The organism is Sphingomonas sp. CFBP 8765 (assembly GCF_014841445.1).
Classification (GTDB): Bacteria; Pseudomonadota; Alphaproteobacteria; order Sphingomonadales; family Sphingomonadaceae; genus Sphingomonas; species Sphingomonas aerolata.
Genome location: NZ_JACYTY010000001.1, coordinates 849,524 through 874,522, shown reverse-complemented (window position 1 = coordinate 874,522; position 24,999 = coordinate 849,524). Strand labels below are relative to the sequence as shown.

Here is a 24,999-nt window from a genome sequence, read left to right as displayed (position 1 = left end):
CACGCGGTCGCAGAGGAATTTGGTATGACGAGTATTGCGGACGACCGTGGCCCCTTGGAGCCGGATGCGTCGATGCCAGGCCCGCCGGGCGGACACCATCTCGGTCGGGGGCTGACGTTCGTGATGGCCGCGGCGGCCGGCGTTGCCGTCGCCAATATCTATTACAACCAGCCCATGCTGGGGATCATCGAGCGCGACCTGCCCGGGGCCGCGACCAGCCTGGTGCCGACCGCGACGCAGCTTGGCTATGCCGCGGGGCTGTTCCTGCTGGTGCCGCTCGGCGACCTGGTCGAACGCCGGCGCCTGATCGTCGTGCAGTTCTTGGGGCTGGCCGCGGCCCTGATCCTCGCGGCGATCGCCCCGAGCGCGGCGATGCTGATCGCCGCGTCGCTGCTCGTCGGGATATTGTCGACCGTCGCGCAACAGGTCGTGCCGTTCGCCGCGCATCTCGCAAGCCCGGAACGACGCGGTGCAACGGTCGGGACGGTCATGGCGGGGCTGTTGTGCGGCATCCTGCTCAGCCGGACGCTGGCGGGTTTCGTCGCGACGCATGCCGGGTGGCGAGCGATGTTCTGGCTGGGCGTGCCGATGGCGCTTGGCGCGGGGGTGGTGATGGCGTTGCGGCTGCCGCGCAGCGTCCCGACCGCGGATCTCGGTTATGCAGGGCTGCTGCGGTCGCTCGGCGGTCTCTGGCGGGAGTTCGGCGCGCTGCGCAAGGCCGCCATCACGCAGGCGCTGCTGTTCGGCGCGTTCAGCGTGTTCTGGACGATCCTCGCGATCCATCTGCAGAGTCCGCGCTTCGGTCTGGGGGCGGATATCGCGGGTCTGTTCGGGGTGGTCGGCGCGGTCGGCGTGCTCGCCGCGCCGGTCGCCGGGCGTATCGCCGACCGCCGCGGTCCCAGGCTGGTGATCCTGCTCGGGGCCGTGCTGACGCTGGCAAGCTGGGCGGTCTTTGCGCTGTGGAGTTCGATTGCCGGGCTGGTGGTCGGCGTGATCCTGCTCGATTTCGGTGTGCAGAGCGCGCTCGTCTCCAACCAGCATGTGGTTTACGCGCTGCGGCCCGAGGCCCGCGCCCGGCTCAACACGATCTTCATGGGGGCGATGTTCCTCGGCGGCGCGGCGGGATCCGCCGGCGCGACCTGGGCATGGCACATGGACGGCTGGGTCGCGGTCACGGGCCTGGGCGCGGCCTTGTCCGCGGCGGCGGTGCTGCTTCAGGTCGTCGCGGCCGGACGCCGGCGCTGATCCGTCGACGCGCCGCCGATTTCAGCCACTTGCGCCGATCGCCCCTGCGGGCAACAACCATGCCGGGTCCTGGGAGTTCGCCAATGCATCGTCGCACCTTCATCGCATCGCTGCCGGCGACGGCGCTGCTTCCGACACTCGCATCTGCGCAGCGCGGTACAGCCAGCACCGACCCCGCCCCCGGCCCGGGTCAGGGGGCAGCACCCGCGACGGATACCAATCCTACATTCTGGGCGCCCGGCGAGGAGCGCTTCCTGCGCCCCGACGTCCATGCCGGCGACCGGCCGATCGGCGCGAGCTTCGCGTCGCGCACCGCGGTCTACGGCCTCAACGGCGCGGCGGGGACCGCGCATCCGCTCGCGACGCAGGCGGGAATCGACATCCTGCGGTCGGGTGGGTCGGCGGTCGATGCGGCGATCGCGATCAACACGTGTCTCGGCTTCCTCGAGCCGACGTCGAGCGGGATCGGTGGGGATGCCTATGCGATGATCTGGGATCCCAAGGCCAAGGCGGTGGTCGGCCTCGCGGGGTCGGGCGCATCGCCGCGCGGCCTGAGCCTGGAAACGGTGCGATCGCGCGCCAGGAACGGCGCACTGCCGCCGCTCGGCGCACTTAGCGTGTCGGTGCCGGGGACGGTCGATGCGTGGTGGACGATGCACCAGCGCTACGGGAAGCTGCCCTGGGCGGACCTGTTCCAGCCCGCGATCGCGCTCGCCGAAGCGGGCGCGCCGGTGCCCGACATCATTGCCTATTACATCCGCCGCAGCCTCACCGCGTTTCGCCGTCCGGGGAACGGGCTGGAGGAGTCCGTCAATGCGCTGCGTACCTATGGGCTGGCGGACGGCAAGGGGCCGGCGGCGGGGGGCGTGTTCCGCAACCCCGACCTCGCACGCACCTATCGCGCGATCGCCAGCGGTGGACGCGATGCGTTCTATGAGGGCGACATCGCGCAGACGATCGAGCGCTACTTCAAGCGGATCGGCGGGTGGCTGTCGGCGGCGGACCTCGCCGCGCACCATTCGGAATGGATCGCGCCCAGCACGACCGACTATCGCGGCACGACCGTCCACGCGCTCGGCGCGAACACGCAGGGGCTGGCGACGCTACAGATGCTCAACATCCTCGAGCGGTTCGACCTGAAGGGTGCAGGCTTCCAGTCCGCGCTGTCGATCCACTTGCAGGCCGAGGCCAAGCGCCTCGCCTATGAGGATCGCGCGCGCTATTATGCCGATCCGCACTTCGCCAAGGTGCCGGTCGAGTGGCTGATCTCCAAGGACTATGCCGCACAGCGCGCCAAATTGATCCGCCCCGACCGGTTGCTGACCCCGGTCTATCCGGGGCAGGCGCCGAGCCACGGCGACACCACCTATTTCAGCTGCGCGGACAAGGACGGCATGATGGTGTCGATGATCCAGTCCAATTTCCGCGGGATGGGATCGGGCCTCGTCGCCGATGGCCTTGGCTTCATGTTTCAGGATCGCGGGCAGCTGTTCAGTCTCAAGGACGGTCATCCGAACATCTATGCGCCGGGCAAGCGGCCGTTCCAGACGATCATCCCGGGCTTCGCGACGCGCAAGGGCGCGCCGTGGATGAGCTTCGGGGTGATGGGCGGCGACATGCAGCCGCAGGGGCAGACGCAGATCATCGTCAACCGCGTCGACTATGGGCTCGAAATCCAGTCGGCAGGGGATTCGCCGCGCTGGCATCACGAGGGATCGTCGCAATCGATGGGCGAGGATACGCCCGGGCTCGGACCCACCGGGCTGTTACGGTTAGAAACCGGGGTGCCGGTCGCGACGCGCAAGCGGCTGGCCGACATGGGGTGGACGATCGGCGATCCCGATGGCGGCTTCGGACGCTACGAATGTGTCGAACACCGGATGGACGGCGACACCCGCGTCTATGCCGCGGCGAGCGAGATGCGCGCCGATGGCTGCGCACTCGCCTATTGAGTGAGCCGGGGCGGGGCCTAGCGGTCCAGCCCCAGTGCGGCACGGTCGGCCGTCGCGGCGGCGAGTTCGGCGCGCGCGGAGGCGATCCGCGCCTGCGCGTCGATCAGGCGGACGCGCGCATCGGTCGCGGTCTCCTCGCGCTGGTTGACCAGGAAGAAGTCGCCCGATCCCAGCTCGAAGCGACGGCGTTCGGCGACAGCGAGCCGGTCGGCAAGGCTGCGTTCCTCCTCCGCGATCCCGGCAAGCCGTTCGGTCGCGCCGACCGCGATGACGATGCCTTCGACCTCGATTGCGATCTGGTCGCGAAGGAAGCGGCTGCGCTGTGCCAGTGCGTCGATCTCGGCGCGGGCTTCGGCCACGCGTCCCTTGGCGGCGCGATTCTGAAGCGGGACGCTGAAGCGGAAGCCGACCGCCGCTTCGAGCGGCGTGCGGTTCGGTCCGCCCAGACCGACCGGGCCGACATCCTTGCCGACTTCGCCGCGCAGGTCGAGCCGGGGCGACAGATCGTTTTCCGCCAGCATCAGCCGCGCGGTCGACTGATCGATCCGAGTCAGGATCGCCCGGTAATCCGGCCGCGCGACCGCTGCCGCGCTCGATCCGGTCGGCGCGACGCCGGCAAGTGCGCTCGTGTCCGCGGGCAGCCGGTCGGGTGATACGAGCAGCGGCGCCCCCGCATCGTCGCGCAGATAGAGCGAAAGTGAGTTGGCGGCGGTGGCGATATCCTGTTCGGCACGCACGACGAGCGCGCGCCGGCGGACAAGGTTCTGGTCGTTTTCGGTCAACAGGATCTCGGGTCGTGCACCCAGCGTCACCAGCCGCCCGATCGCGCCGCGCCGCCGCTCGGCAAGGTCGAGCAGGTCGCGATAGGCACGCAGGCGCAACCCTGCGGCGACCCAGGCCTGATAGGCGTCGACCGCGCGGCGCTGAACGCCGATCGCGACCATCTGCGCCTCGAACCGTGCGACGTCGATGTCCGCGCCGGCGACGCTGCGCCGCGTCCGGCGTTCGTCGACCACGCGGTCGCGCAGCAGGGCGAACAGCGCGCCGACCTTGGCCTCGCCCAGCCGGTTGGTATAGGCTTGATCCTCATAGACAGGAAAAGTGCCTCGTGACGCGCGGTAGCCACCATAGACATAGCCGCCATTGGTCGTCAGCGGCCGCGTCACACGGCTCTCGACCACCGTGCCGTCATAATAGCCCGCGACGCGCGACTTGCCGTCGACGTCGAACACCGTGTCGAACGCGCCGTCCGCCGACAGCGATCGCCCCTCCGCCTGGCGGACGCGCGCGAGTGCCTCGACGATCTGCGGGGCCGACCGCGCGGAGGCACGCAGCACCTCGTCGAGTGTCAGTGGGGCGGCTTGCGCGATCGCTGACACCGGGGACAGCAGCATTAGCAGCGCGACGAGGAAGCGGGTCACTTCTTGCCGCCCTCCTCGTCGGAGGCCTTCGCGTCCATGCCCTTGGCCTCGCCCTTTGCCGCGCCATAGGCTGCCGCGGCCGGACGCCGGCCGAATTCGAGCGGGAAGTCGTTGAGCTGGCGCCAGAGTTCATAGCCGACCAGCACCGTCTCGCCCTGCACCCAGCCACGCACCTTGCCGCCGGGCCGGACGAATTCGCGCGCGGGCCAGGCGGGCTTGCCGGGCTGGGGCTCGACCAGGATGCGGAACAGCCCGTCTGGCGCGGCATTGGGATCGATCGTGCGGACGCGGCCGTCGAACATGCCCTGTGCAACCGACGGCCAGCCGCTGAACTGGATCGCAGGCCAGCCCTCGAATTCGAGGCGGACTGGTCGGCCGGGACGCAGCACGGGCACGTCACGGCCGTCGACGAACAGCTCGACCGCGCGTTCGACGCGCTCGGGCGCGATCACCGCGAGCACCGTACCGGGCGACACCATCGATCCGCCAGTCGTGGCGTTGAGCTGCTGGACGCGACCGTCGCGGGGTGCGCGGACCATCTGGGCGGACTGGCGGTTGAGCTGGATGTCGATCCGGTTGAGCTTGGCGCGCGCCTCGGCCAGCTTGGCGCCTGCATCGGCGACCTTGATCTGGGTCTGCTCATAGTCGCGCCGTGCCGCCAGCCCCTCGGCGAACAGCTGCGCGGTACGCGAAACGTCGATGCCGGCGACCGCGCGGCTTTGCTGGACCGCGGCGATCTCCGCCTCGACCTGCGCCCGTTCGGCGCGCAGACGCGACAGCAGATCGGGGTCGAGATCGACGACGCGGGCGATCGGATCGCCGCGTTCGACATGCTGTCCGTCATGCACGTACCAGCGTTCGACGCGGCCCGGCACGAACGCCGTCACCTGCTGCTGGCGATCGTCGGGATCGAGCGCGACGACCTGGCCGGTGCCATTGGCGGTCTGAACCCAGGGGACCAGCGCCATGATCGCGATCGCGACCGCGATGCCGATAAACAGCAGCCACGCGACCGTCACCGCGCTGCGCGGGGCGCGCATCTTCGCCAGTGTCGGGAAATGTGCGACGCGATCGGGACTATACGGCATCGTTCGACTCCGTATGCGCGTCGGCGATCAGCGCGGCATGGGTGGCGAAGCGTCGCTGGCGATGCGGTTCGAGCCGGAACCAGCCATCAAGGACGATGTCTTCGGGCCGGCCGGTACACAGCAGGGTGGTCGTCCCGGCTGCCTTCAACCGACGCAGCACGTCCGCCAGCCGCTCCGCGGCTATCAGGTCGCACAGCTGCGAGAGCATCAGCACGCGTGGTCGCACGAGCAGCGCGCTGGCCAGCTTGAGCGCGACGACCTCGCCGATCGCCAGCGGATAGCCCGACGCGGCAAGCGGGGTGTCGAGCCCGTGCGGGAACTGTGCAACCCGTTCACGCAGGCCCACGGCATCGAGGACTTCGAGCATCCCGCCCGGGTCGGATCCCGCCGCCGCGGCAAGCGACAGATATTCGCGGATCGTCACCTCGACGATCGTCGGCCGGTCGAGCACCATCACCGCGGATCGCAACAGGTACATGTCGAACGTCGCCATGTCGGCGCCCCCGACCGTGACCAGCCCGCGCTCGGGCACGATGTGCCGCTTGAGCACCATCGCCAGCAACCGTTCCGCCCCGCCATCCGCCAGCGTGACGAGCTGTTCGCCCGCCGCCAGCGAGAAGTCGAAGCGCGCACCCTCCACTTCGACCGCCTCGAGCCGGACCGCGCCATCGGCGGGCGCCTGTCCCGCGGTGGCGGCCGCCTGTTCCTGGGGAATCGCGAACAGCAGCGACAATTCCTCCGCGCTCGCGATCAGGTCGTAGAGCGTGTCGAGATACCAGCCGAGCTGCGACACGCCGTAGAAGACGCCGCTCAGGATCAGCTCGGCCGCGACCAGCTGTCCGATCGACAATTCGCCGCGCAGGATCAGATTGCCGCCGAGCGCGAGCAGCGCCGCACTGGCAAAGGCATAGAGCAGCAGGAAGGCCACGGTCTGCGCGAAGCTGTAGCGGAAATAGCGTTCGTGCCGGTCAACATAGGTTGCAGTGACGGCTTCGGACCGATCCATCGCGAAATCGAGATGGCGGCTGGATTTGTAGAAGCCGTTCGATCCGCCCAGGCTTTCAAGCCAGCGGGCGGCCTCATGCTTGGCGTGGCTGAGCGCGACCGCGGAGCGGATCGATCCGCGCGACCAGATCGTCCAGATCGCGAGCACCAGCAGGATCAGCAGGGCGTTGAACGCGAGGAAGAAGGGGTGGTAGAAGCTCGTCACGACCAGCCCGACCGCGGACTGGAGGATGATCGTGAACGCCCCGATCACCAGGCTCGGCACCGCCTTCTGCACCACGACGAGATCGAAATAGCGGTTGAACAGGTCGCCGCGATTCTGATCGGCGAAGAAGGGGTTCTGCGCGTGGACGGCGCGTTCGGTGATTTCGGCGACGACGCGCGCGAAGAACCGCCGTTCGAACAGCGCCATGACCCAGAAGCGCATCGCGCTGAGCCCGGCCACGAACAGCAGCAGCACGAGCAACAGCCCGGCCAGCGTCCATAACGGTGCGGGCAGCGCGGTGTTGGCGACGCTGTTGATCAGCAGCTGCACCGAGATCGGCGTGGCGAGCGACAACAGGCTGATCGCGACGCCGTACACCATTGCGAGGCGGAGATAGGGCGTATCGGGTGCAACGATCTCGCCCAGCCAGCCGCGCGCTTCACGCCATCCGATTCGTTTGCCTGCCACCTGCGTCATCCAACTGCTCGAGCCCGCAATTAGAATCGCCGCACAGCCTTATTGATGCAACTACGGGGCGGCTATATCGTCGATAGGATAAACCTATGGGCCGACCGCGCGCAACAGGTCGGCGATCAGGTGATAGGCGGGAGCACGGCCCGCGCCGATGCGCCACAGGAGCCCGATCTCGCGATATTGGCGACCTTGGTTGAACGGCCGCACGGTTACGTCGTCGCCGTCGCGCACTTCCTGGCGGACATAGAGCTCGGGCAGCAGGGCCAGTCCCATGCCCATCCCGGCCATCTGCCGGATCGCGTCGAGACTGGTGCCCTCGTAATCATTGAGCACGACCGCGCCGACTTCGCCGGCGATCGCGGCGACCTGTTGCGCGAGGCGATAGTCCGCGACGAGCGTCAGCAGGTTCTGGCCGCGCAGATCGGCCATCTCGATTCCAGCCTTGGGGGCCAGCGGATGGTCCGCCGCCATCGCCAGATACAGCGCCTCACGGAACAGACGCTCGGTGTGGAATCCGCGCCCGGCGACCGGCAGCTGTGCGAGGATCAGGTCGTGGTCACCCGCCGCGAGTCCCGCGGTCAGCGCGGAGGGCAGGCCTTCGCGGACATGGATGCGCAGCGTCGGATGGTCACGGTGCAGACGCGCGACGAAGGTCGGTAGCAGATAGGCGCCGAGCGTCGGCGATACGCCCAGCCGGATCGTCCCGACCAGCGCGTCCGCTGAAGCGACGCGCACTTCCTCCAGGTCCGCAAGGTCGAACAGGATCCGACGCGCGCGCTCGAGAAGCTCGCGGCCGAGCGGCGTCGGGATCGCAGGCCCGCCGCGCTCAAAGAGCGGCGCACCGAGAATCGTCTCGAGCGCGCGGATCTGTTGCGAGAGCGACGGCTGCGACACGCCCATCCGTTCGGCCGCGCGGGTGAAGCTGCCGTTTTCGGCAAGCGCGACGAAATAGCTGAGCTGGCGGATGGTGGTCCTGGGGCGATGCATGCGTCATCCTATCGCGCCCGAGCCGGCCGTGCGCACCTGTTATCGCGTCATCGCCCGGTGCGGCGATCAGGTCAGCCAGCCCCCGGTAAACCCCGCGCGCTGCAACCCGCGGCGGATATGCGGATTGCGGCGCATGGTCGTCCAGACGAGGCCGGTGCGCCAATTCTCCATCATGACCACGATCGCGCCCTGGTCGATGCCAAGATAATCGTCGTCCACCCACCCCGCAGCGGGATTGACGCTGCCATGCTTGAGCGGCACCGACGTGGCCGTCAGCGTCGGGTTGAACGAATCGAGAAAGCCGTATTTGCCGTAGATGCGGGCGCCGTAGCGGGCGTGCATCGTCTCGATCGCACGGCTCGACAATTCGGGTTCGAACGCGATCGATGCCGCCGCCGCGGTCGGGGCCAGCGTCCCGTCGTCCCGGTCGCCGACGCCGCGGGCTGCATAGCTGAAGAATTCTCGGCGGCGGCCACCGATGTCGATGGCGAAATCGCCGGGGCCGTCACACGCGGTGAGCCCCCAGACGTCGGGGCCATAGCCTACCCAGCCTTCGGGGTTGGTGATCGCATAGGCGCGCTGCGCGCGGACGGCGCGGCGGCTGTTCTCGAAATAATCGATGCCCTTCGCCGTCATGTAGCGGTCGCGAATACCGCGGAAGTCGATCCAGCAATGGCTGTACTGATGGATGAACAGCGCGGGAAACTGGACGTGCGGCTCGCCGCCCCAGCGGTCGCCCCACTGCGCGTCGAACCGGCTCGTCCACGCATCCCAGCTCTCTGCCGGCAGCGCGTGCGTCGGCGAGCCGAGCGCGAGGATATAGAGCAGCAGGCCTTCGTTGTAGATGTTCCAGTCATGCGGGATGAAGCCGCTTTCGGGATGCCAGCCCATCGCCATGAACGGTGCACGCGGGGTGATCCAGGTCCAGTCGATCGCGGCATAGAGCTGGTCCGCCAGCGCACGGATCCGGACGTCGCCCGGATGTTCGGTATCGAACCAGCTCTGTGCGAACAGCACCCCGCCGATCAGCAGCGCAGTGTCGATTGTCGACAGTTCGGCCCGCGCGAAGCGGTGACCCTTGGTCCTGCCGAGGAAATGGTAGAACAGGCCCTTGAAGCCGCTGTCGTCGCTGCGGCTGTCGCCCTGCGGGGCGGCCGCGAAGAATTCGAGCGTGGCCAGGGTCCGCGCGCGCGCCTGGTCGCGCGTGATCCAGCCATTCTCGACCCCGATCGGATAGGCGGTGAGCGCGAAGCCGACCGCGGCGATCGACGCGAAGGACGGGGTCGGCCAACGATCGGGTGCAAGACCCGTGACGGGATCGGTCGTGTCCCAGAAATAGCGGAAGCTGCGGTGATGGAGGTCCGCGAGCAAGGCGCTCGGCATCGGCGTGGCGATGGTCCCGGGGCGGGGTAGGGGCGCGCTGGGGAGGGGAGCACTGGGGCGGAACGGCGCGGCGCAGCCGGCCATGAGTCCCGCCAGGCCGAGCGTGCTGTGGCCCAGCATCTGCCTGCGATCGATCATGATATCCTTCGGGTCTGGTCTTCAAAAAAAAGCGGGGGCGTGGCTGGGCCACGTCCCCCGGGGGCAGGTCAGAAGGAGAAACCCGCCGACAATTTGACCGTGCGCGGAGCGTTGCCGCCCGTGCTGTAGGTCGACCGCCGACCGTAATTCGGATCAAGCGGGCTGTTGTTGAAATCGACGTAATTGCGGTCGTTCATCACGTTCAGGATATCGAGCCGCATGCGGATCCTGGTCTGATCGGAGATGAAGCCGAGCGGGACATATTTCGTGAACGCGAAATCGAGCTGTCGGCGACCCCAGAGATCGCCAAGGCCATCGGCCTCGCGCCCGACCAGCGTTCGCGAGAACGGATCCGAATTGTCGATGAACGCCTTGAGATAGATCGGCGATTCGATCTGGAACTTGGTCGAGATCGTCACCCCGATCGGCGTATCGACGCTGCCCGCGATGACGAACCGGTGACGCGGCACGCCCGACGAGCGCAAGGTCGGATAATCGGAGAGCTGGGCGAAATCGAGCGAATATGTTTCGCCGAACTGGCGGTTCTCGTCGGCCTGCGTGTAGGTGTAGGTCGCGTCGATGCTCCACGGCGAGGCCGCCGAATAGGTCTTGGTCAGCTTGAAATAGACGGCATCGGAATTGGTCTTCAGGCCATTGGTGCCGAGAATGATCGACCCGAAGCCGTTCGGCGAGAAGGAGAACGGCGACTGCGGTACGTCGGTCGGGTTGGCCGGATCGTTGAAGAAGAAGCTTCCATCGGGGCGGCGGTTGCCGAGCAGGAATGCGAACCCGTCATTGCTCTCGATATGCGTGAAGCCCAGTTCGAGTTCGACCGGCGAGAAACGGCCGCGCAGACCGAGGCTGAACTGGTCCGAATAGGGCAGCTTCAGGTCGTTGTTCATCATGACGATCGCGCGGCCGCCGCCGCTCGCAGAGGTTGCCAGCTGCTGACGTCCGGCCTCGGTCAGGTAGACCGGATCCCATGCGATACAGGTCTGGCTCGGCACGCAGGGGTTGAGTGAATCATTGCCGATGAAGTTGAACGTGCGGACCTGATACGCGCCCTGGCTGACCTCCTGCTGCAGGAAGTCGAACTGGTTGCGATCATAGGAGCGGCCATAGCCCCCGAACATCGAGAAGCGTCCGGCTTCGTCGAAGCGATAGGTGAAGCCCAGCCGCGGCTGCCACGCACCCTTGAACGCCTTCCGGTTGTTGCCGGTCGAGATATAGTCGTTGATGTCGTAGTCGGCGCCAGTGAGGTTGCCGTAATTGGCGGGTGACACTGCTGCGACATTCTCTGCCGAGGTGGCATAATCGAGATAGGCCGGCGTCCGCTCATAATCCCAGCGCAGGCCAAGATTGAGCGTTAGGTGATCGGTGACGTCCCAATCATCTTGCGCATAGAAACCGATCTGGAAATTGTTCGACCGGACGTTGGGATTGCCCGCCGCGACGGCGGCGCCGAACTGGAGCTGGTAGGGCAGCGTGTCGTTGAAGGCGACGCCGGGGATTGCGTTGACGTCATAGGTATATTGCGGGTTGGTCAGGTTCTGCTCGCGCGTGTTGAGCTTCACCCATTTCGCCTTGGCGCCGACCTTGATCGTGTGCCCCTGAAGGCCGGTGAAGGTGAAATCGTCCTGGACGGTCCAGCCCTTCTGACCCTTGGTCTGGAAATTGCCACCGGCGCCGGCGCGAAGCAGATCGGTGCGCTGCGTGCCGCTGCCGATCCGCTGCGTCGCCTGGAAGAACTGCGTGATGCCGTCGGTCGCGGGCGTCGGCGAGAAGACCACATCCTCATACGAGACGCGCGCGTCGTTGATCCAAGTATTTCCCGTATGCTGCCAGCGCAGCAGGCCGCGCTTGTCGACGACCTTGTTCAGCGTCGACGTGCTCGCGGCGTTGATGCCCGTCGCGTTCTGCAGCCCGGATTCGTTGCGATATTTGCCCGACAGCTCGATCAGATCATTGTCGGTCGGCACGATATCGATCTTGCCGAAGTACAGGTCTTCCTTGAACCGCTGCGCGAAGGTACCGAAATCGTCCCGATATTGTTCGGGGATCGACGCGACCGGATAGCCGTTCTCAGGTCGCACGTCGTACGGGCTGGTGATGCGCTTGCCTTCATAGGTGAAGAAGAAGTGCGCCTTGTCCTTGATGATCGGGCCGCCCAGGGCCGCGCCGAACTGCTTGTTGCTCGTGTCCACCTTCGGGATCGTGGTCGGGAAAATCTCGCTCGGGCGACGGTCGCGCAGCTTCTGGTTGGTGTAATCGAAGAAGCCCTCGCCGTGGAATTCGTTCGTGCCCGACTTGGTCACCGCGGTGATCGCGACCGAGCTGACCTGGTCGAACTCCGCCTTGTAGTTGGACGACAGCACCTGATACTCGCCGATGCCGAGCTGCGGGAAGGGGTTGCCGGGCGACGAATCCTGGCCGGTGATGCCGTTCTTGAGGACGTAATCCTTCTGGCTGACGCCATCGACGAAGACGTTCACGGTGCGGCTGTCCTGGCCGCCGCCCTGGATGCGCGACGCGCCGCTGGCGTCCTCAATGAAGCGGACGCCCGGTGCGAGATCGGCGAAGGCAAGGAAGTTGCGGTTGTTCTGCGGCAGTTGCTCGATCAGCCGCTGTGTGATGTTGCTGCCGACCTGGCCGCCAGACAGCGAGCGGATCCGGTTGCCGGTGACGACGATCTCGTCGCCCGTGCCGCCGGCCGCCGGGGTCGCCCCGGTGTCCGCCGTCGGATCGGGTTCGGCACCGGGCGTGGCCGGCTGCGTGGCGGGGGGCGTCGCGGCGCTCGACAGGTCGAGGTCGAGCCCGGCGCTCTGCCCGACGCGCAGCGTGAAGCTGTCGGAATTGCGCATACCGGTGCGCTGCTTGATCTCGAGGCGATAGGTGCCTGCGCGCAGCGACGCGAAGTTGTAGCCGCCAGCGGCGTCAGCGGGCACCGTGCGACGCAGGCCGGTCGCGACCTCGACCGCGGTGACCTCGACGACCGGATTGTCCGCCGGCGCGGTGATCGTGCCGCGTAACGACGCCTGGCCGACCTGGGCGGCTGCCGGCGCTGGGGCGAACAGCACCCCGCCGGACAGCGCCGTCAGCGAAAGCGCTGCCGCACGCAACATCATCTTGGTCATGGTCGTTCCCCTGTTCCCGATTGATCGGGTGTCTCGTTGTGGATTGTGGATAGAAATGCGTTGGGTCGTGCCGGGTCGGGCTGGCCGGTCGATTCCCGTATGACGACGACCGGGACGCGCTGCTCGGGTAGGCCATCGTCCTGCCCGGCAATCGCGCCTGCCAGCCGTGCGACGCCGCGCGCACCGAAGGCCGCGATGTCGATGCTTGCGGTGGTCAGCGACGGCGTGATGAGCCGGGCGAGCGGGATGTCGTCGAAACCGGCGATCGCAATCTGCTCCGGAACGGCAATCCCGGCCCGTTTCAGCGTCATCATCGCGCCGATCGCCATCATGTCGTTCGCGGCGAAGATCGCATCCGCGTCGCACCCCTCGTCGAGAAGGGTCGCGGCGGCGGCGATGCCCGAGGGTTCGTTGAAGTCACCCGGCAGGATGCGCAGCGTCACGCCCGCACGCGCACAGGCGTCGCGCGCGCCGCGACAGCGTTCCTCGGCATCGATATTCCCCTCGGGGCCGGTGATATGGACCAGCCGGCGGCGGCCGGTCGCGATCAGATGCTCGACGATCGCGGCGGCGCCGGCGGCGTTGTCGATGCGCAGTTCGGCGCGGCCGGGCTGCCCCGGCGCACAGTTCAGCAGCACCGCGGGCATGTCGCGCGGCAGGTGCGCGAGCAGCTCGTCCGCCGCGACCTGAGGCGCCATCACCAGCAGCCCGTCGACCCGACCGCGCATCGCGTTCAGCGCCGCCACACCGCGCGCCGCGTCGCCGTGCATCCTCATCAGCATCAGGTACAGCCCGCGCTCCGACGCCTCGCGGTCCATGCCGCGCAGCAGTTCGGAGAAGAATTCGCCGTGGAGATCGGGGATCACCACGCCGATCATGCCCGAGCGGGCCGAGCTCAGATGTCGCGCCGCAGCATGCGGGACATAGCCGAGCCGCGTCGCGACCTCCTCGATATGCTTGCGCAATTCGGGGCGGACGCTGGCAAGCCCGTTCATCGCGCGCGACACGGTCGCCACCGACACCGCCGCCTCGCGGGCAATATCACGGATCGTGGCATGCGACATGGCTGGTCAGGATCCCCTCTGGCGTCGGCCGTCGTTCGCGGCTGGAAATGTTGTTCTTGATGTAACCGGTTACATGATCCACAAACGGGGATCAAGAACCTTGCAACGATCATCAGCCCGGTGGAGCCGGGCGGTCGAAACAGGCACGGACAAAGGGTTAGCGGATGACGGCGGCGACGATGGTACAACGGACGATTTCACGACGGGCGATGATCATGGGCGCCGGGGCGGTGACCGCCTGGGCGGCGAACCCCGCGCGCGCGCTGCTGCAGCAGACGGCACAGCCGCGTGCCCTGCCCGCATCGGTCGAAGCCGTGCTTGCGCGCATGACCGTCGTCGAGAAGGCCGGGCAGTTGACGCTGATGGCGGCGGCCTGGGCGGGGGGGGCGGCGACCGCGCTCAACCCCGCGGGCGGGTCGTCGAGTTTCGACGAACAGCTCGCGCAGGTCCGCGCCGGGCGTCTGGGCGGGGTGTTCAACGGCAATGGCGCGGTGATGGCACAGCGGATGCAGACCGCTGCGATGCGCCAGTCGCGATTGAAGATCCCGCTGCTGTTCGCCGCCGACGTGATCCACGGGCTGCGGACCGTGTTTCCGGTCCCGCTGGCAGAGGCGGCAAGCTTCGATCCCGAACTTGCACGGCGTACCGCCCGGGCCGCGGGGGCCGAGGCGGCGGCATCGGGGATCGACTGGACGTTCGCGCCGATGGTCGATGTCGCGCGCGACGCGCGCTGGGGCCGTGGTGTTGAGGGGGCGGGCGAGGATGTCCTGCTCGGCCGGATGATGGCGGCCGCGCGGGTCCGCGGGTTCCAGGGCGAGCGGGGACTGGCGGCGTCGGACGCGGTCGCGGCGTGCGCCAAGCATTTCGCCGCCTATGGCGCGGGCGAAGCCGGGCTCGACTACAACACGGTGGACGTGTCCGAGCGTACGCTGCGCGAGGTGTATTTCCCGCCGTTCCAGTCGGCCTTCGCCGCCGGGGCTGCGACGACGATGGCGGCGTTCAACGAGATTTCGGGCGTTCCGGCGACCGCGAATGCGTGGCTGCTGACGCAGATCCTGCGCCGTGAATGGGGCTTTGGCGGGCTGGTCGTGTCCGACTATACCGGTGACGAGGAGCTGATCGCGCACGGTTTTGCGACGGATGCGCGCGAAGCGACCAAGCTCGCCTTCATGGCCGGCGTCGACATGAGCATGCAAAGCGGGTTCTACTTGGCGCATCTGCCGGCGCTCGTCGCGGCGGGCGAGGTGCCGATGGCGCGGCTCGACCAGGCGGTCCGCCGCGTCCTCGCGCTCAAGGTCGCGCTCGGACTGTTCGACGATCCGTTCCGGCGGATCGACCCGCGTCGCGAGAAGACGCGGATCCGGACGCGCGAGACGCTGGCGCTGGCCCGCGATGCGGGGGCGCGGTCGATCGTCCTGCTGAAGAATGAGGGCGCATTGCTGCCGCTGCCGCGACAGGGACGGCGGATCGCGCTGATCGGCCCGTTCGCGGCCGGGCAGCACGACCTGATCGGTCCGTGGAACGTGTACGGCACCGACGCCGAAGCGGTCGATCTGGTGACCGGTATCCGGGCCGCAGTGGCCGATCCGGCGCAGGTCAGCGTGACGCCAGGGTCGGGGATCGACGATCCGCTCCCCGGCGGGATTGCCGCAGCCGTGGCCGCCGCACGCGCGGCCGATGTCGTCCTGCTGGCGGTCGGCGAGAGCCAGCGCATGTCGGGCGAGGCGCAGTCGCGGGCGTCGATCGTGATCCCCGCCGCGCAGATGGCGCTGGCCGAGGCGGTGGCCGCGACCGGCACGCCGATCGTCGTGCTGCTGCGTACCGGCCGTGCACTGGTGCTCAGCGAAGCGGTGCTCAAGGCGCCGGCGATCCTCGTCACCTGGTTTCTGGGGTCGCAGGACGGGCCGGCGATCGCCGACATCGTGTTCGGCAAGACCGGGCCGTCGGCGCGGCTGCCCGTTTCCTTTCCGCATGCCACGGGCCAGGAGCCCTATCATTACGACCACAAGAACACCGGACGCCCCAACCCGCCAGGGCCGCTGCTCGAATACAAGGCGCGCTACCGCGAATTCGCCAATGCCGCGCTGTTCCCGTTCGGTCATGGCCTGACCTATGGTGCGATCGAATACGAAGCGCTCGATCTCGGCGCTGCGCGTCTGTCGACCGATGGCGCGCTGACGGTGCGCGCGACGATCGCCAATGGCGGCACGCGCGCCGCCGAAGAGGTCGTGCAGCTCTATATCCGCGATCTCGCGGCCAGCGTGACGCGTCCGGTGCGCGAACTGAAAGCGTTTCGCCGTGTCGCGCTGAAGCCGGGCGAGCGGCAGGTCGTGTCGTTCACGCTGCGTCGCGACGACCTACTCTTCATCGGCCAGGATCTCGTGCCGACGGTCGAGCCGGGCCGCTTCCACCTGTGGATCGCGCCGTCCGCACAGGCTGAGGGTGTATCCGGGGAGTTCCAGCTCGTCTGACGATCGTCGATGCGGTGAGGCCGCCCCTTGTGCGGGCGCGCGTGATCGGGAAAGGCGATGCGGGTGAAGCGGGTCGATCAGCATGGTGGTTCCCCGGCGGCGGCGGGACGCCTGCGCGCGCCGCTGATGCTGGCGCTGATGCTCGTCGCCGTTGCGGCATTTCGCATCCACACGGCGCAGTATTCGCTGTGGTATGACGAGCTGGCGTCGCTCGAATTCGCCCGCCAGCCCGTGGGGCGGCTGTGGAGCAGCTGGATGCTGCGCGAGACCAACCCGCCACTGTTCTACACGATGCTGTCGGGCTGGATCGCGCTTGTCGGCCAGGATGATGTCGCGGTGCGGCTCTTGCCGATCGGGATCGGGACGGCGGGGATCGGCGTGGCATACGGGCTAGGGCGAGCGGTCGGGGATGCGAAGGTGGGGCTGCTCGTCGCCGCGCTGCTGTCGCTCTCCGCGCTGGGCACGGACCTGAGCCAACAGGTGCGCGGCTATGCGCTCGCGCAGCTGGCGGTGCTGCTCGCCTGCACTGGCATGGTCCTCTATCTGCGTCGCCGGACACCGGGTGGGCTGGTCCTCTACGGCATTGCGACGCTCATCGGCCTGTATACGCATACGACGGTCGCGCTGTTTGCCGGGTTGGCGGGGGTGGCAATGCTCTGGTTGCTGCGGAGTGACCGACGGGCACAGGCGCGGTGGCTGGCGACGAACGTCGCGGTGCTGGCCGGTTGGGGGTGGTGGGCGATGATCAGCGTCCGCCAGATGACGATGCCCGTGACCAATATCGCGTGGATCGCCACACCGTCCTGGCGCGACGCGGCGGCGATGACCGCACAGGTCTATCTGCCGCTCTTTCCCCATGAGACGGGGATTGCGGGTATGCTGCTGCTGGCGGGCCTGTTCGCCGGGCTCGCAGCGTGTGCGGTGCGCGCGGCGCGACCGGAAGTGCGGCTGCTCGCCGTCCTGACGATCGGCGCGCCGCTACTGCTGTTCGCGATCAGCCAGCGGGTGCCGATATTCCTGCCGCGCACGCTGAGCTGGGCGAGCGGACCAGAGCTGGTGCTCGTGGCGCTCGGTGTGACGCGGATAAGATCGACCCCCGTCGCCCGTGCAAGCGGCGCCATCCTGCTCGGTCTGAGCGCCATCGGCCTGGCGAGCTGGCTGCCCAGCCGTGAGCGCGAGCACTGGCACCAGGCCGTGGCCTTGATTGGAAGCCATCAACCCGCGCTCGTCATCGTCGGCGACGATGCGGTCGCGCTGGCGCTTGATCGCTATCGCTCAAACGCGGAGCTCAAGGGCCCGAGACCGATCGTCGTTCAGTCGGCCTATCGTGAACGCTGGGCCGACGGGCTGTATTCGGGCCCGCATTTGTCGCCCGCCGCCGCGCTTGCGGTGATTCGCGACCGGGGTTGCGGCGCGGTGGTCGAATGGGGACCCTTTCATCCGCCGATACTTGACGATCCGGCGGTGACCGCCCGACCGCTCACCCGTGACACCGCCCCGGCGGTGACGCTGATCGATATCCCGCGGACGCGCCGAGCATGTCGGCCTTGATCTGAAGCCCGTCCACGACCGCAGGACGCCACCTTTTTAAGAGGTGCCGAAGATAGCGACCGGCCTCAGCGGCGGCGTTTGACGAGGATCGCGCGCTCTCCGGTGATCGACGCCTTGAACCCGCCAAACCCGGCCTGCCGGATGGTGATCGCGGTACCGGGCCGGGGTTGCAGCGAGAGCGGTTCGATCGTTTCCCAGACCATGCCGTTCGCCAGTTGCAGCGCGAACCGCGCATAGCTCGCCGGCTTTGCCGTGGTGATCGTGGTCTGCACCTCCGTAACGCGTGTGACGCGATCCGCCTCACCGCCGCCGAGCGGGCTCTGACCGGCATCGGCAAGACCGAATTGCTGGCGTTTGCGCTCGATAACCTTGCCACGATCGAGCGCAAGCAGGTCGCCTGCCTGGCGCGCGCGCGCGATCTGCCCGGCGGTCGTGTCGAAGCAGGCAAGCCGGGCTGCATCGCCCGGTATGTCTCGGCACGCGGCCAGCGCATCCAATGTCTTCGACGAGTCTTCTCTGGCCTGCGCGGCAACAGCCGGGGCGATCGGCAGCGCGCCGCCGAGCAGCGCTGACAGGGCAACAGAGATGGCCGATAACATTCGCATATGATCGCCTTATGAGCTTTGGCTTGGCAGAACCCGGCCTCGGGTTTCGCCATACGACACTATGTTGCGGTTATGTCACGGTGATGTCGCAAACGAAATGAGAAAAGGTCCGAATCGACGATAATTGTTGCAGCGCAATGGCGTGGCTGGATAGATCGTGACCAGAACCGGAAAAACCGGAGAAAATGCACGGTGCATTCACCGGCAACAAAGGGGTATTTATGACATCTGCAGCTCGCGCCCATTTGCTTGCGACCACGTTGCTGATGGGGGCGACGACGTTCGCCACGCCAGCCCTCGCGCAGGTCCAGGGGGATAATTCGGGGATTCGCGCCGGGGGCGCGACCGCGACTCAGTCGACCACGCCGGGCGCCAACGCCCAGGGCGAGGTCGGCATGACGACGTCGGAAGCCGCGCCGAGCACGGAGAACAGCCAGGGTGACATCGTCGTCACCGGCTCGCTGATCAAGAATCCCGCGCTGATCGCCTCATCGCCAGTGACTGTCATCGGCCAGGAGGAAATCAAGCTTCGCCAGTCGAACACCGCCGAAGACATTCTGCGTACGCTGCCCGGTGCGACGCCGAGCATCGGTTCGGCCGTCAACAACGGTAACGGCGGCGCGTCCTATGTCGATCTTCGCGGCCTCGGCTCGTTCCGCAACGTCGTCCTGCTCGACGGCAACCGCATCGCACCCTCGGGTCTGCTCGGTCGCGTCGATCTCAACAACATTCCGCTCGCACTGGTCGAGCGGGTCGACACGCTGACCGGCGGCGCAGCGACCACCTACGGCGCAGACGCCGTGTCGGGCGTCGTCAACTTCATCACGCGGTCGGATTTCTCGGGCATCGACGCCTCGGTCTCGAACCAGATCACCGAGCGTGGCGATGGTGCCTATTTCCGCGGCGACATCACGATCGGCGCCAATTTCGACGATGGCCGCGGTAACGCGGTCTTCTCGGTCGGGTACCAGCAGTCGGATCCCGTCTATCAGGGCGAGCGCGACTATTCGGTGCAGAATTACGACTCGTTCTCGGGCGCGAGCAGCGGCTCGGGCACGACGGTCCCATCGGTCTTCACGCTTGGCGGTCGTCGCCAGATCAACCCGGCCACGGGTTCGCTGACGACGGCGGTCATTCCGTTCAACTTCAACCCGTACAACATCTTCCAGACGCCGTTCGAGCGGTTCAACATGTATGGCGCCGGCCATTACGAAGTGTCGGACAGCGTCGAAATCTATACGCGCGGCCTGTTCTCGAAGAACACCGTCGACACGATCATCGCGCCGTCGGGTGTGTTCAACTCGTCGATCGTCGTGCCGTTGTCGAACCCCTATCTGCCGGCCGGTGCGCGGAATCAGTTCTGCGCCGCCGCCAGCATCACCCAGGCGCAGTGCGACCTCGCCGCAGCCGCGACCAGCCCTACCGTCACCGTGGGCGGCGTGACGACGGCAAACCCGAACTTCCGCACGATCACGACAAACCTGTCGCGCCGGACGACCGAGGTCGGGCCGCGCATCTCGAACTTCCAGACGACGATCTTCGATTATCGTGCCGGCGTGAAGGTTGGGCTGACCGAGGGTATCAAGCTCGACGTCTCGGGCGGTTACGGTGAATCGGAGAATACGCAGACGCTGCAGGGCTATGTCCTGACGTCGCGCGTACGGTCCGCGGTCTATGCAACCAACACCACGAGCTGCCTTGGCGGTGCGCCCGGCGGTGCGGCGATCGACGCGGGAACCGGCTGCGTTCCGCTCAACGTCTTCGGTGCCGACGGTTCGATCACCCCCGATATGACCTCGTATATCACGGGTGAGAGCACGACGACCGTTCGTACCTCGCTGGCGCAGGCCCGCGCGGTTCTCAACGGTGATTTCGGCTTTGCCTCGCCGTTCGCAAGCGACTCGATCGGTTTCGCGGCCGGTGCGGAGTATCGCAAGTACCGTGCGTCGCAGCGTTCGGATACGCTGGCACAGACCGCTGGCGAACTCGGTGGCGCCGGTGGCGCCGCGCCGAACATCGACGGTGGCTATGAAGTCAGCGAAGGCTTTGGCGAGCTCATCGCACCGCTCGTCCAGGATCGTCCGTTCTTCCAGAGCCTGACGCTCGAAGCGGGCGTCCGCTACTCGCACTACAAGGTGTTCGCGGCCAACTCGCCCTCGTACAACACGACCACCTACAAGGGCGGCGGCAGCTGGGAGCCTGTCACGGGCCTGAAGGTTCGCGGCAGCTACCAGCGTGCCGTCCGCGCACCGACGATCAGCGAGCTGTTTTCGCCTGTGAATACGGGTCTGACCAACCTGGCGACCGATCGTTGCGCCGGTGCAGCGCCGGTCAACGATGCCAATCTGCGCGCCGTCTGTCTCGCGCAGGGCGCGCCGGCCTCGACCATCGGCCTCATTGCGGTTCCGACTGCGGGTCAGGCGAACATCACGTCCGGCGGTAACCTCGACCTGCGTCCGGAAAAGTCGGACAGCTATACGCTCGGCCTCGTCATCCAGCCGCAGCAGATCATTCCCGGCCTTTCGATCAACGTCGATTACTACAACATCAAGATCAAGGGCGCGATTTCGCAGTTCGCGCCGGGCGATATCATCTCCAGCTGCTTCGACACCATCACCGCGGCGAGCGCCACCAGCCCGGCCTGCCTCGCGATCTCGCGAAACCCGGTCACGGGCGGCCTCGACGGCGATCCGGCAACCACGCGGGGTCTGCTGGCTGCAATCTCGAACCTTGGCACCGTCAAGACCGATGGTATCGATCTCGCGATCAACTATCGCACGCCGCTGACTCAGGGTGTCAAACTGGGCCTGTCGTTCCAGGGCAACTGGTCGAACTCTGCGACCTTCCAGGCCGCACCGGGCCTCATCAATCGTGAGTGCATCGGCTATTATTCGGTCAACTGCGGCGGCGCGGCCAGCGCTGCGGCTGGGGGCTCGGGCTCGATCCAGCCCGAATTCACCTGGAACACTCGGGCGACGTTCACCTTCGTCGACAATATCGACGTTTCGGTGCTGTGGCGTCACATCGATAACGTCCAGCAGGAGCCGGACGATGTCGTCAACGGTAACGGGGCGGCGTTCAGTGGTACGCTCACCGGTGGCGCTCTCGCCGGCCAGTCTGCGGATTTCACGCGGATCCCGTCCTACGACTATATCGACCTGTCGACCCGGATCGGCATTGCCGAGAATTTCGACCTGACCGTCACGGTCCAGAATCTGTTCGACAAGCAGCCGCCGCTCGTCGGGTCCACGGTGGGTTCGACCAGCTTCAACAGCGGCAACACCTATCCGTCGACGTATGACGCACTGGGCCGCCGCTTTGCGATCGGTGCGAACCTGCATTTCTAGGGTCAGGCCATCTCGGTCTTGAATGGGGCGGTTCTTCGGAACCGCCCCTTTTTTTGTCCGGGCTCGACCGCGAACCTATCGGCTGCGCGTGGTGGCGGGACGAGCGCCTAGCCCTGCAGGGGCGCCGGGGGATCAAGCGCGACGCCGGCGGTGCGTGCGACCGCCTCTGCCCAGATGACCACCTTGTCGATCTCGTCGGCGTGGAGTGCCGCGCCGGTCTCGTGCTCGCGTGCCCTGTCCGCCGCGCCATAGGTCTTACCGTCCTTGGCATTGCGCGCAAAGGCAGGGCCGTCGAGCAGCGCCTGCACGGTCGCCGGATCGTCGGGTAGTGCATAGAAGCGTGCTAGGGCCGTCACCGCGGCCAAGGGGTTCGCGAGCAGGGTTTCGCTCTGCAACGTTCTGACGCGGTCCGGAAAGCGGGCCACCAGGCCAGCGAACAGATCGGCCTGCGCGATCCACCCTACCGCTGCTGCCTGCAGATCGGTCAGCCTAAAGATATCCTCGGGCGTGAGGCCCAGATCGACGATGCCGTCGGCGAGTTGCTTGGCGAGAAGCTCGCGCACCCAAAGCCGGCCCCACATGCCCTTTCGTGCGATCGACGTCAGATAGATGCGCAACGGCGCGTAGAGCAGCACGGCGCGGGCCTGTGGCCGCATCGCCAGCATTGCCGGCGCGAGGGCGTTCACGACGTTCGACGGCTTGATCACCACCGCCTCGCCGGGTTCGAAGGCGCGGCCAAGCAGTCTCAGCGTCGCATCAAGGACCTCACCGACGCGCGCGGGATGACCGCCGCGGTGACGCCAGCCGACGAGATCGTTGAGAATTACCGGCTCTTTCAGCGCGGTGGCGAAGCCCGGCATGTCGAGTGCCTGCGCCAGCATCGTCGAACAGCAATAGGCCGAGTGGAAAATGAAATGAACCGATGCAGCGGGCGGGGCGGCCGCGACGGCGTCGCGTCGTGGCACCACGATCGGCGTGGCCGACGACGGCAGATACTCGTCGGTGAGGAAGGTCGCCACGCCACGCTGCGCCCGGTCCGCCGCGATGAAATGCACCGCATCATGGTCGGGATCGTAACGATGGGCCAGCCAGCACGGATCGCCGATCTGTGCGCCGACGGACGTGGCGGATTCCCGGGCGGGGGCGGGCGGGCGGGTCGGACGGGTCATGGCATCGGGATTGCATATCATGGTGCCGACTGCCACCGGTCTTGGTACGTCCGAATCGGCCAAAATCTCGTTGCGAAACTGAAAGGACCCGTCATGATGCGTACCGGCAATGCATTGCGGAGCGGCATGATGATGCGGACGACATGGTGTGGATCGGGGGTCCGATCGGGTCTTGCCGCGGCGTCGCTGATCGTGGCGGCGCCGTCCGCGTTCACTGTGGCAGCGGCCGGCGCGACGATGGCGCAGCGCGATGAGGTGCCACCGGCCGCGACACCGCCGGCCGAGCGTCGGATCTGCAAGCGATCGGCGCCGTCGGGATCGCTGATCGAGACGCGACGCGAATGCCACACCCGCGCGGAATGGGACCAGATCGCGCAGGCGGGACGTGCCGCTGGACAGGATATGGTCGAACGTGCCGCACGCAGCGGTGCGCAATAACGGCGCCCCGGTGATGCGCCAGCAGCCGGGGCCGTCGCTCGAGATGTTGTTGCAAGCCGCCGAAACCGCGCAGCGTGCCGGCGACGGTGCGCGGGCCTGCGCCGTCTTTCACGACGTGCTCGGCATTGCACCCGAACATCCTGTTGCGCTCAACGCGCTGGGCCTCGACGCGTTGGCGCGGGGCGATGGTATGGCGGTCGGCTATTTCGCGCGCGCGACGACAGCTGACCCTGCCGCGTCGCCGCTGTGGATGAACCTGGCGAGCGCCTATCGCGGGCTCGGCGACAGCGTGGGGGAACAGACCGCGCTCGAACGCGCGCTTGCGCTCGACCAGCGCAATCTGATGGCGAACGTCCGGCTGGCCGAACTCCAGGACCGCGTCGGTAACACTGCGGCGGCGGCGTTTCGCTGGGGTGGGGTGGCCACGATCGTTCAGTCGCTCCCCGAGCGGTCGCCAGCGTTAAGTCAGCTCCTCGTCCGTGCCTCTGATAGGATCGCGCAGCATACACGTGCGCTGTCCGATGCCATCGATACGGCGCTTGCACCGTTGCGGGAGGATGCGGCCGCGGACGATCGACGTCGCATCGACGTCTGTATCGATGCGATGCTCGGTCGTCGGGCGATCCATGCGCCGGTACCCCACGGGCTGCATTTTCCATTCCTGCCCGCGGACGAATTCTTCCCGCGGCGGCATTTTCCCTGGCTGGCTGCGTTCGAAGCGGCCACGCCGGCGATCCGCGCAGAGCTGGAAAACCTTCTTGCCGATGGGGCATCGGGCTTCGCGCCCTATGTCGCGATGACGCCGGGCACGCCGCCGAACCGGTGGACCCCACTCGACGGGTCGGATCTGTGGAGCGCCCGATATCTGTGGCGGTATGGCGTGCGCGACGATGCGGTGTGCACGCGGTGCCCGCAAACCGCGGCGATGCTGGAGACGCTGCCGTTGGCGGACATTCCCGGCCGCGGGCCGTCCGCCTTCTTCTCGGTCCTCAAGCCCGGCACGCGGCTGCCGCCGCATACGGGGGTCAGCAATATCCGGTCCGTCGTCCATCTTCCGTTGATCGTGCCCGACCGATGCGGCTTTCGGGTCGGGGGCGAGACCCGAGCGTGGCGTGTCGGCGAGGCGTTCGTGTTTGACGACACGATCGAGCATGAGGCGTGGAACGACAGCGACGAGATTCGCGCCGTCCTGATCGTCGACGTCTGGAACCCGCATCTCACCGCGAGCGAAATCGCGATGATGCGGCGGATGTTCGGGACGCTCGGCGCGCAGCTGGGCATGGCGGGCGACGTGGTGGATTGAGCTTGCCCGCGCGAGGCTG

Annotated in this window: 16 protein-coding genes; 7 read left to right on the top strand and 9 right to left on the bottom strand. The window is 67.2% G+C overall.

Annotated elements, in window-relative coordinates; all coding sequences use genetic code 11:
- Positions 1–72: 72 nt before the first annotated feature.
- The gene (locus tag IFT87_RS04160) at positions 73–1,245 is read left to right on the top strand and encodes an MFS transporter (RefSeq protein WP_031440243.1); all 1,173 of its coding nucleotides are present in this window, start codon (positions 73–75) and stop codon (positions 1,243–1,245) included.
- 83 nt (positions 1,246–1,328) lie between these two features.
- A complete protein-coding gene (locus IFT87_RS04155; protein WP_192007616.1) occupies positions 1,329–3,197 on the top strand; it encodes a gamma-glutamyltransferase family protein in 1,869 nt (622 codons plus the stop codon).
- A gap of 17 nt (positions 3,198–3,214) precedes the next feature.
- On the opposite strand, the gene IFT87_RS04150 is transcribed toward IFT87_RS04155, so the two are convergent.
- From IFT87_RS04150 to IFT87_RS04120, 7 genes are all read right to left on the bottom strand, one after another.
- On the bottom strand, positions 3,215–4,618 hold the full coding sequence (locus IFT87_RS04150) for a TolC family protein (protein ID WP_192007615.1): 1,404 nt from the start codon (positions 4,616–4,618) through the stop codon (positions 3,215–3,217).
- Entirely contained in the window at positions 4,615–5,706 is a 1,092-nt protein-coding gene (locus tag IFT87_RS04145) for an efflux RND transporter periplasmic adaptor subunit (protein WP_031440246.1), read from the bottom strand. Before IFT87_RS04145 ends, IFT87_RS04150 begins: the two co-directional genes overlap by 4 nt.
- Positions 5,696–7,384: an ABC transporter ATP-binding protein gene (locus IFT87_RS04140; RefSeq protein WP_192007613.1), complete on the bottom strand. Its 1,689-nt coding sequence runs from the start codon at positions 7,382–7,384 to the stop codon at positions 5,696–5,698. The genes IFT87_RS04145 and IFT87_RS04140 overlap by 11 nt, the downstream gene beginning before the upstream one ends.
- Before the next feature lie 93 nt (positions 7,385–7,477).
- Positions 7,478–8,377 carry a hydrogen peroxide-inducible genes activator gene (locus tag IFT87_RS04135; protein ID WP_037531791.1) on the bottom strand — a complete coding sequence of 300 codons (900 nt, stop codon included), beginning with the start codon at positions 8,375–8,377 and terminating at the stop codon, positions 7,478–7,480.
- Positions 8,378–8,443: 66 nt separating this feature from the next.
- Positions 8,444–9,898 carry a glucoamylase family protein gene (locus IFT87_RS04130; RefSeq protein ID WP_037531793.1) on the bottom strand — a complete coding sequence of 485 codons (1,455 nt, stop codon included), beginning with the start codon at positions 9,896–9,898 and terminating at the stop codon, positions 8,444–8,446.
- Between the two features lie 68 nt (positions 9,899–9,966).
- A complete protein-coding gene (locus tag IFT87_RS04125; protein WP_042466884.1) occupies positions 9,967–13,032 on the bottom strand; it encodes a TonB-dependent receptor in 3,066 nt (1,021 codons plus the stop codon).
- On the bottom strand, positions 13,029–14,096 hold the full coding sequence (locus tag IFT87_RS04120) for a LacI family DNA-binding transcriptional regulator (protein WP_084215270.1): 1,068 nt from the start codon (positions 14,094–14,096) through the stop codon (positions 13,029–13,031). The genes IFT87_RS04125 and IFT87_RS04120 overlap by 4 nt, the downstream gene beginning before the upstream one ends.
- A gap of 209 nt (positions 14,097–14,305) precedes the next feature.
- Here IFT87_RS04120 and IFT87_RS04115 point away from each other — a divergent pair, with 209 nt between their 5' ends.
- The gene (locus IFT87_RS04115; RefSeq protein ID WP_249403171.1) at positions 14,306–16,567 is read left to right on the top strand and encodes a glycoside hydrolase family 3 N-terminal domain-containing protein; all 2,262 of its coding nucleotides are present in this window, start codon (positions 14,306–14,308) and stop codon (positions 16,565–16,567) included.
- Between the two features lie 63 nt (positions 16,568–16,630).
- On the top strand, positions 16,631–18,118 hold the full coding sequence (locus IFT87_RS04110; protein WP_192007612.1) for a glycosyltransferase family 39 protein: 1,488 nt from the start codon (positions 16,631–16,633) through the stop codon (positions 18,116–18,118).
- A 65-nt stretch (positions 18,119–18,183) separates the two neighbouring features.
- Here the strand turns inward: IFT87_RS04110 and IFT87_RS04105 are convergent, their stop codons facing one another.
- Positions 18,184–18,717, bottom strand: a complete 534-nt coding sequence (locus IFT87_RS04105) for a hypothetical protein (RefSeq protein WP_031440253.1) — start codon at positions 18,715–18,717, stop codon at positions 18,184–18,186.
- A 227-nt stretch (positions 18,718–18,944) separates the two neighbouring features.
- Here IFT87_RS04105 and IFT87_RS04100 point away from each other — a divergent pair, with 227 nt between their 5' ends.
- The gene (locus IFT87_RS04100; RefSeq protein WP_192007610.1) at positions 18,945–22,070 is read left to right on the top strand and encodes a TonB-dependent receptor domain-containing protein; all 3,126 of its coding nucleotides are present in this window, start codon (positions 18,945–18,947) and stop codon (positions 22,068–22,070) included.
- A 107-nt stretch (positions 22,071–22,177) separates the two neighbouring features.
- Here the strand turns inward: IFT87_RS04100 and IFT87_RS04095 are convergent, their stop codons facing one another.
- Positions 22,178–23,239, bottom strand: coding sequence for a hypothetical protein (locus IFT87_RS04095; RefSeq protein WP_249403170.1), 1,062 nt, complete (start codon positions 23,237–23,239; stop codon positions 22,178–22,180).
- Between the two features lie 93 nt (positions 23,240–23,332).
- Here IFT87_RS04095 and IFT87_RS04090 point away from each other — a divergent pair, with 93 nt between their 5' ends.
- Together IFT87_RS04090 and IFT87_RS04085 are read left to right on the top strand one after the other, a co-directional pair.
- The gene (locus IFT87_RS04090; RefSeq protein ID WP_107046037.1) at positions 23,333–23,677 is read left to right on the top strand and encodes a hypothetical protein; all 345 of its coding nucleotides are present in this window, start codon (positions 23,333–23,335) and stop codon (positions 23,675–23,677) included.
- A complete protein-coding gene (locus tag IFT87_RS04085) occupies positions 23,652–24,980 on the top strand; it encodes an aspartyl/asparaginyl beta-hydroxylase domain-containing protein (protein WP_244180585.1) in 1,329 nt (442 codons plus the stop codon). The genes IFT87_RS04090 and IFT87_RS04085 overlap by 26 nt, the downstream gene beginning before the upstream one ends.
- Positions 24,981–24,999: the final 19 nt, after the last annotated feature.

Excerpts from the sequence above, each read along its gene's own strand:
- IFT87_RS04160 (WP_031440243.1), top strand. The coding sequence starts at position 73 with ATGCCAGGCCCGCCGGGCGGACACCATCTCGGTCGGGGGCTGACGTTC.
- IFT87_RS04155 (WP_192007616.1), top strand. The coding sequence starts at position 1,329 with ATGCATCGTCGCACCTTCATCGCATCGCTGCCGGCGACGGCGCTGCTT.
- IFT87_RS04145 (WP_031440246.1), bottom strand. The coding sequence starts at position 5,706 with ATGCCGTATAGTCCCGATCGCGTCGCACATTTCCCGACACTGGCGAAG.
- IFT87_RS04135 (WP_037531791.1), bottom strand. The coding sequence starts at position 8,377 with ATGCATCGCCCCAGGACCACCATCCGCCAGCTCAGCTATTTCGTCGCG.
- IFT87_RS04130 (WP_037531793.1), bottom strand. The coding sequence starts at position 9,898 with ATGATCGATCGCAGGCAGATGCTGGGCCACAGCACGCTCGGCCTGGCG.
- IFT87_RS04125 (WP_042466884.1), bottom strand. The coding sequence starts at position 13,032 with ATGACCAAGATGATGTTGCGTGCGGCAGCGCTTTCGCTGACGGCGCTG.
- IFT87_RS04120 (WP_084215270.1), bottom strand. The coding sequence starts at position 14,096 with ATGTCGCATGCCACGATCCGTGATATTGCCCGCGAGGCGGCGGTGTCG.
- IFT87_RS04115 (WP_249403171.1), top strand. The coding sequence starts at position 14,306 with ATGATCATGGGCGCCGGGGCGGTGACCGCCTGGGCGGCGAACCCCGCG.
- IFT87_RS04105 (WP_031440253.1), bottom strand. The coding sequence starts at position 18,717 with ATGTTATCGGCCATCTCTGTTGCCCTGTCAGCGCTGCTCGGCGGCGCG.
- IFT87_RS04100 (WP_192007610.1), top strand. The coding sequence starts at position 18,945 with ATGACATCTGCAGCTCGCGCCCATTTGCTTGCGACCACGTTGCTGATG.
- IFT87_RS04095 (WP_249403170.1), bottom strand. The coding sequence starts at position 23,239 with ATGACCCGTCCGACCCGCCCGCCCGCCCCCGCCCGGGAATCCGCCACG.
- IFT87_RS04090 (WP_107046037.1), top strand. The coding sequence starts at position 23,333 with ATGATGCGTACCGGCAATGCATTGCGGAGCGGCATGATGATGCGGACG.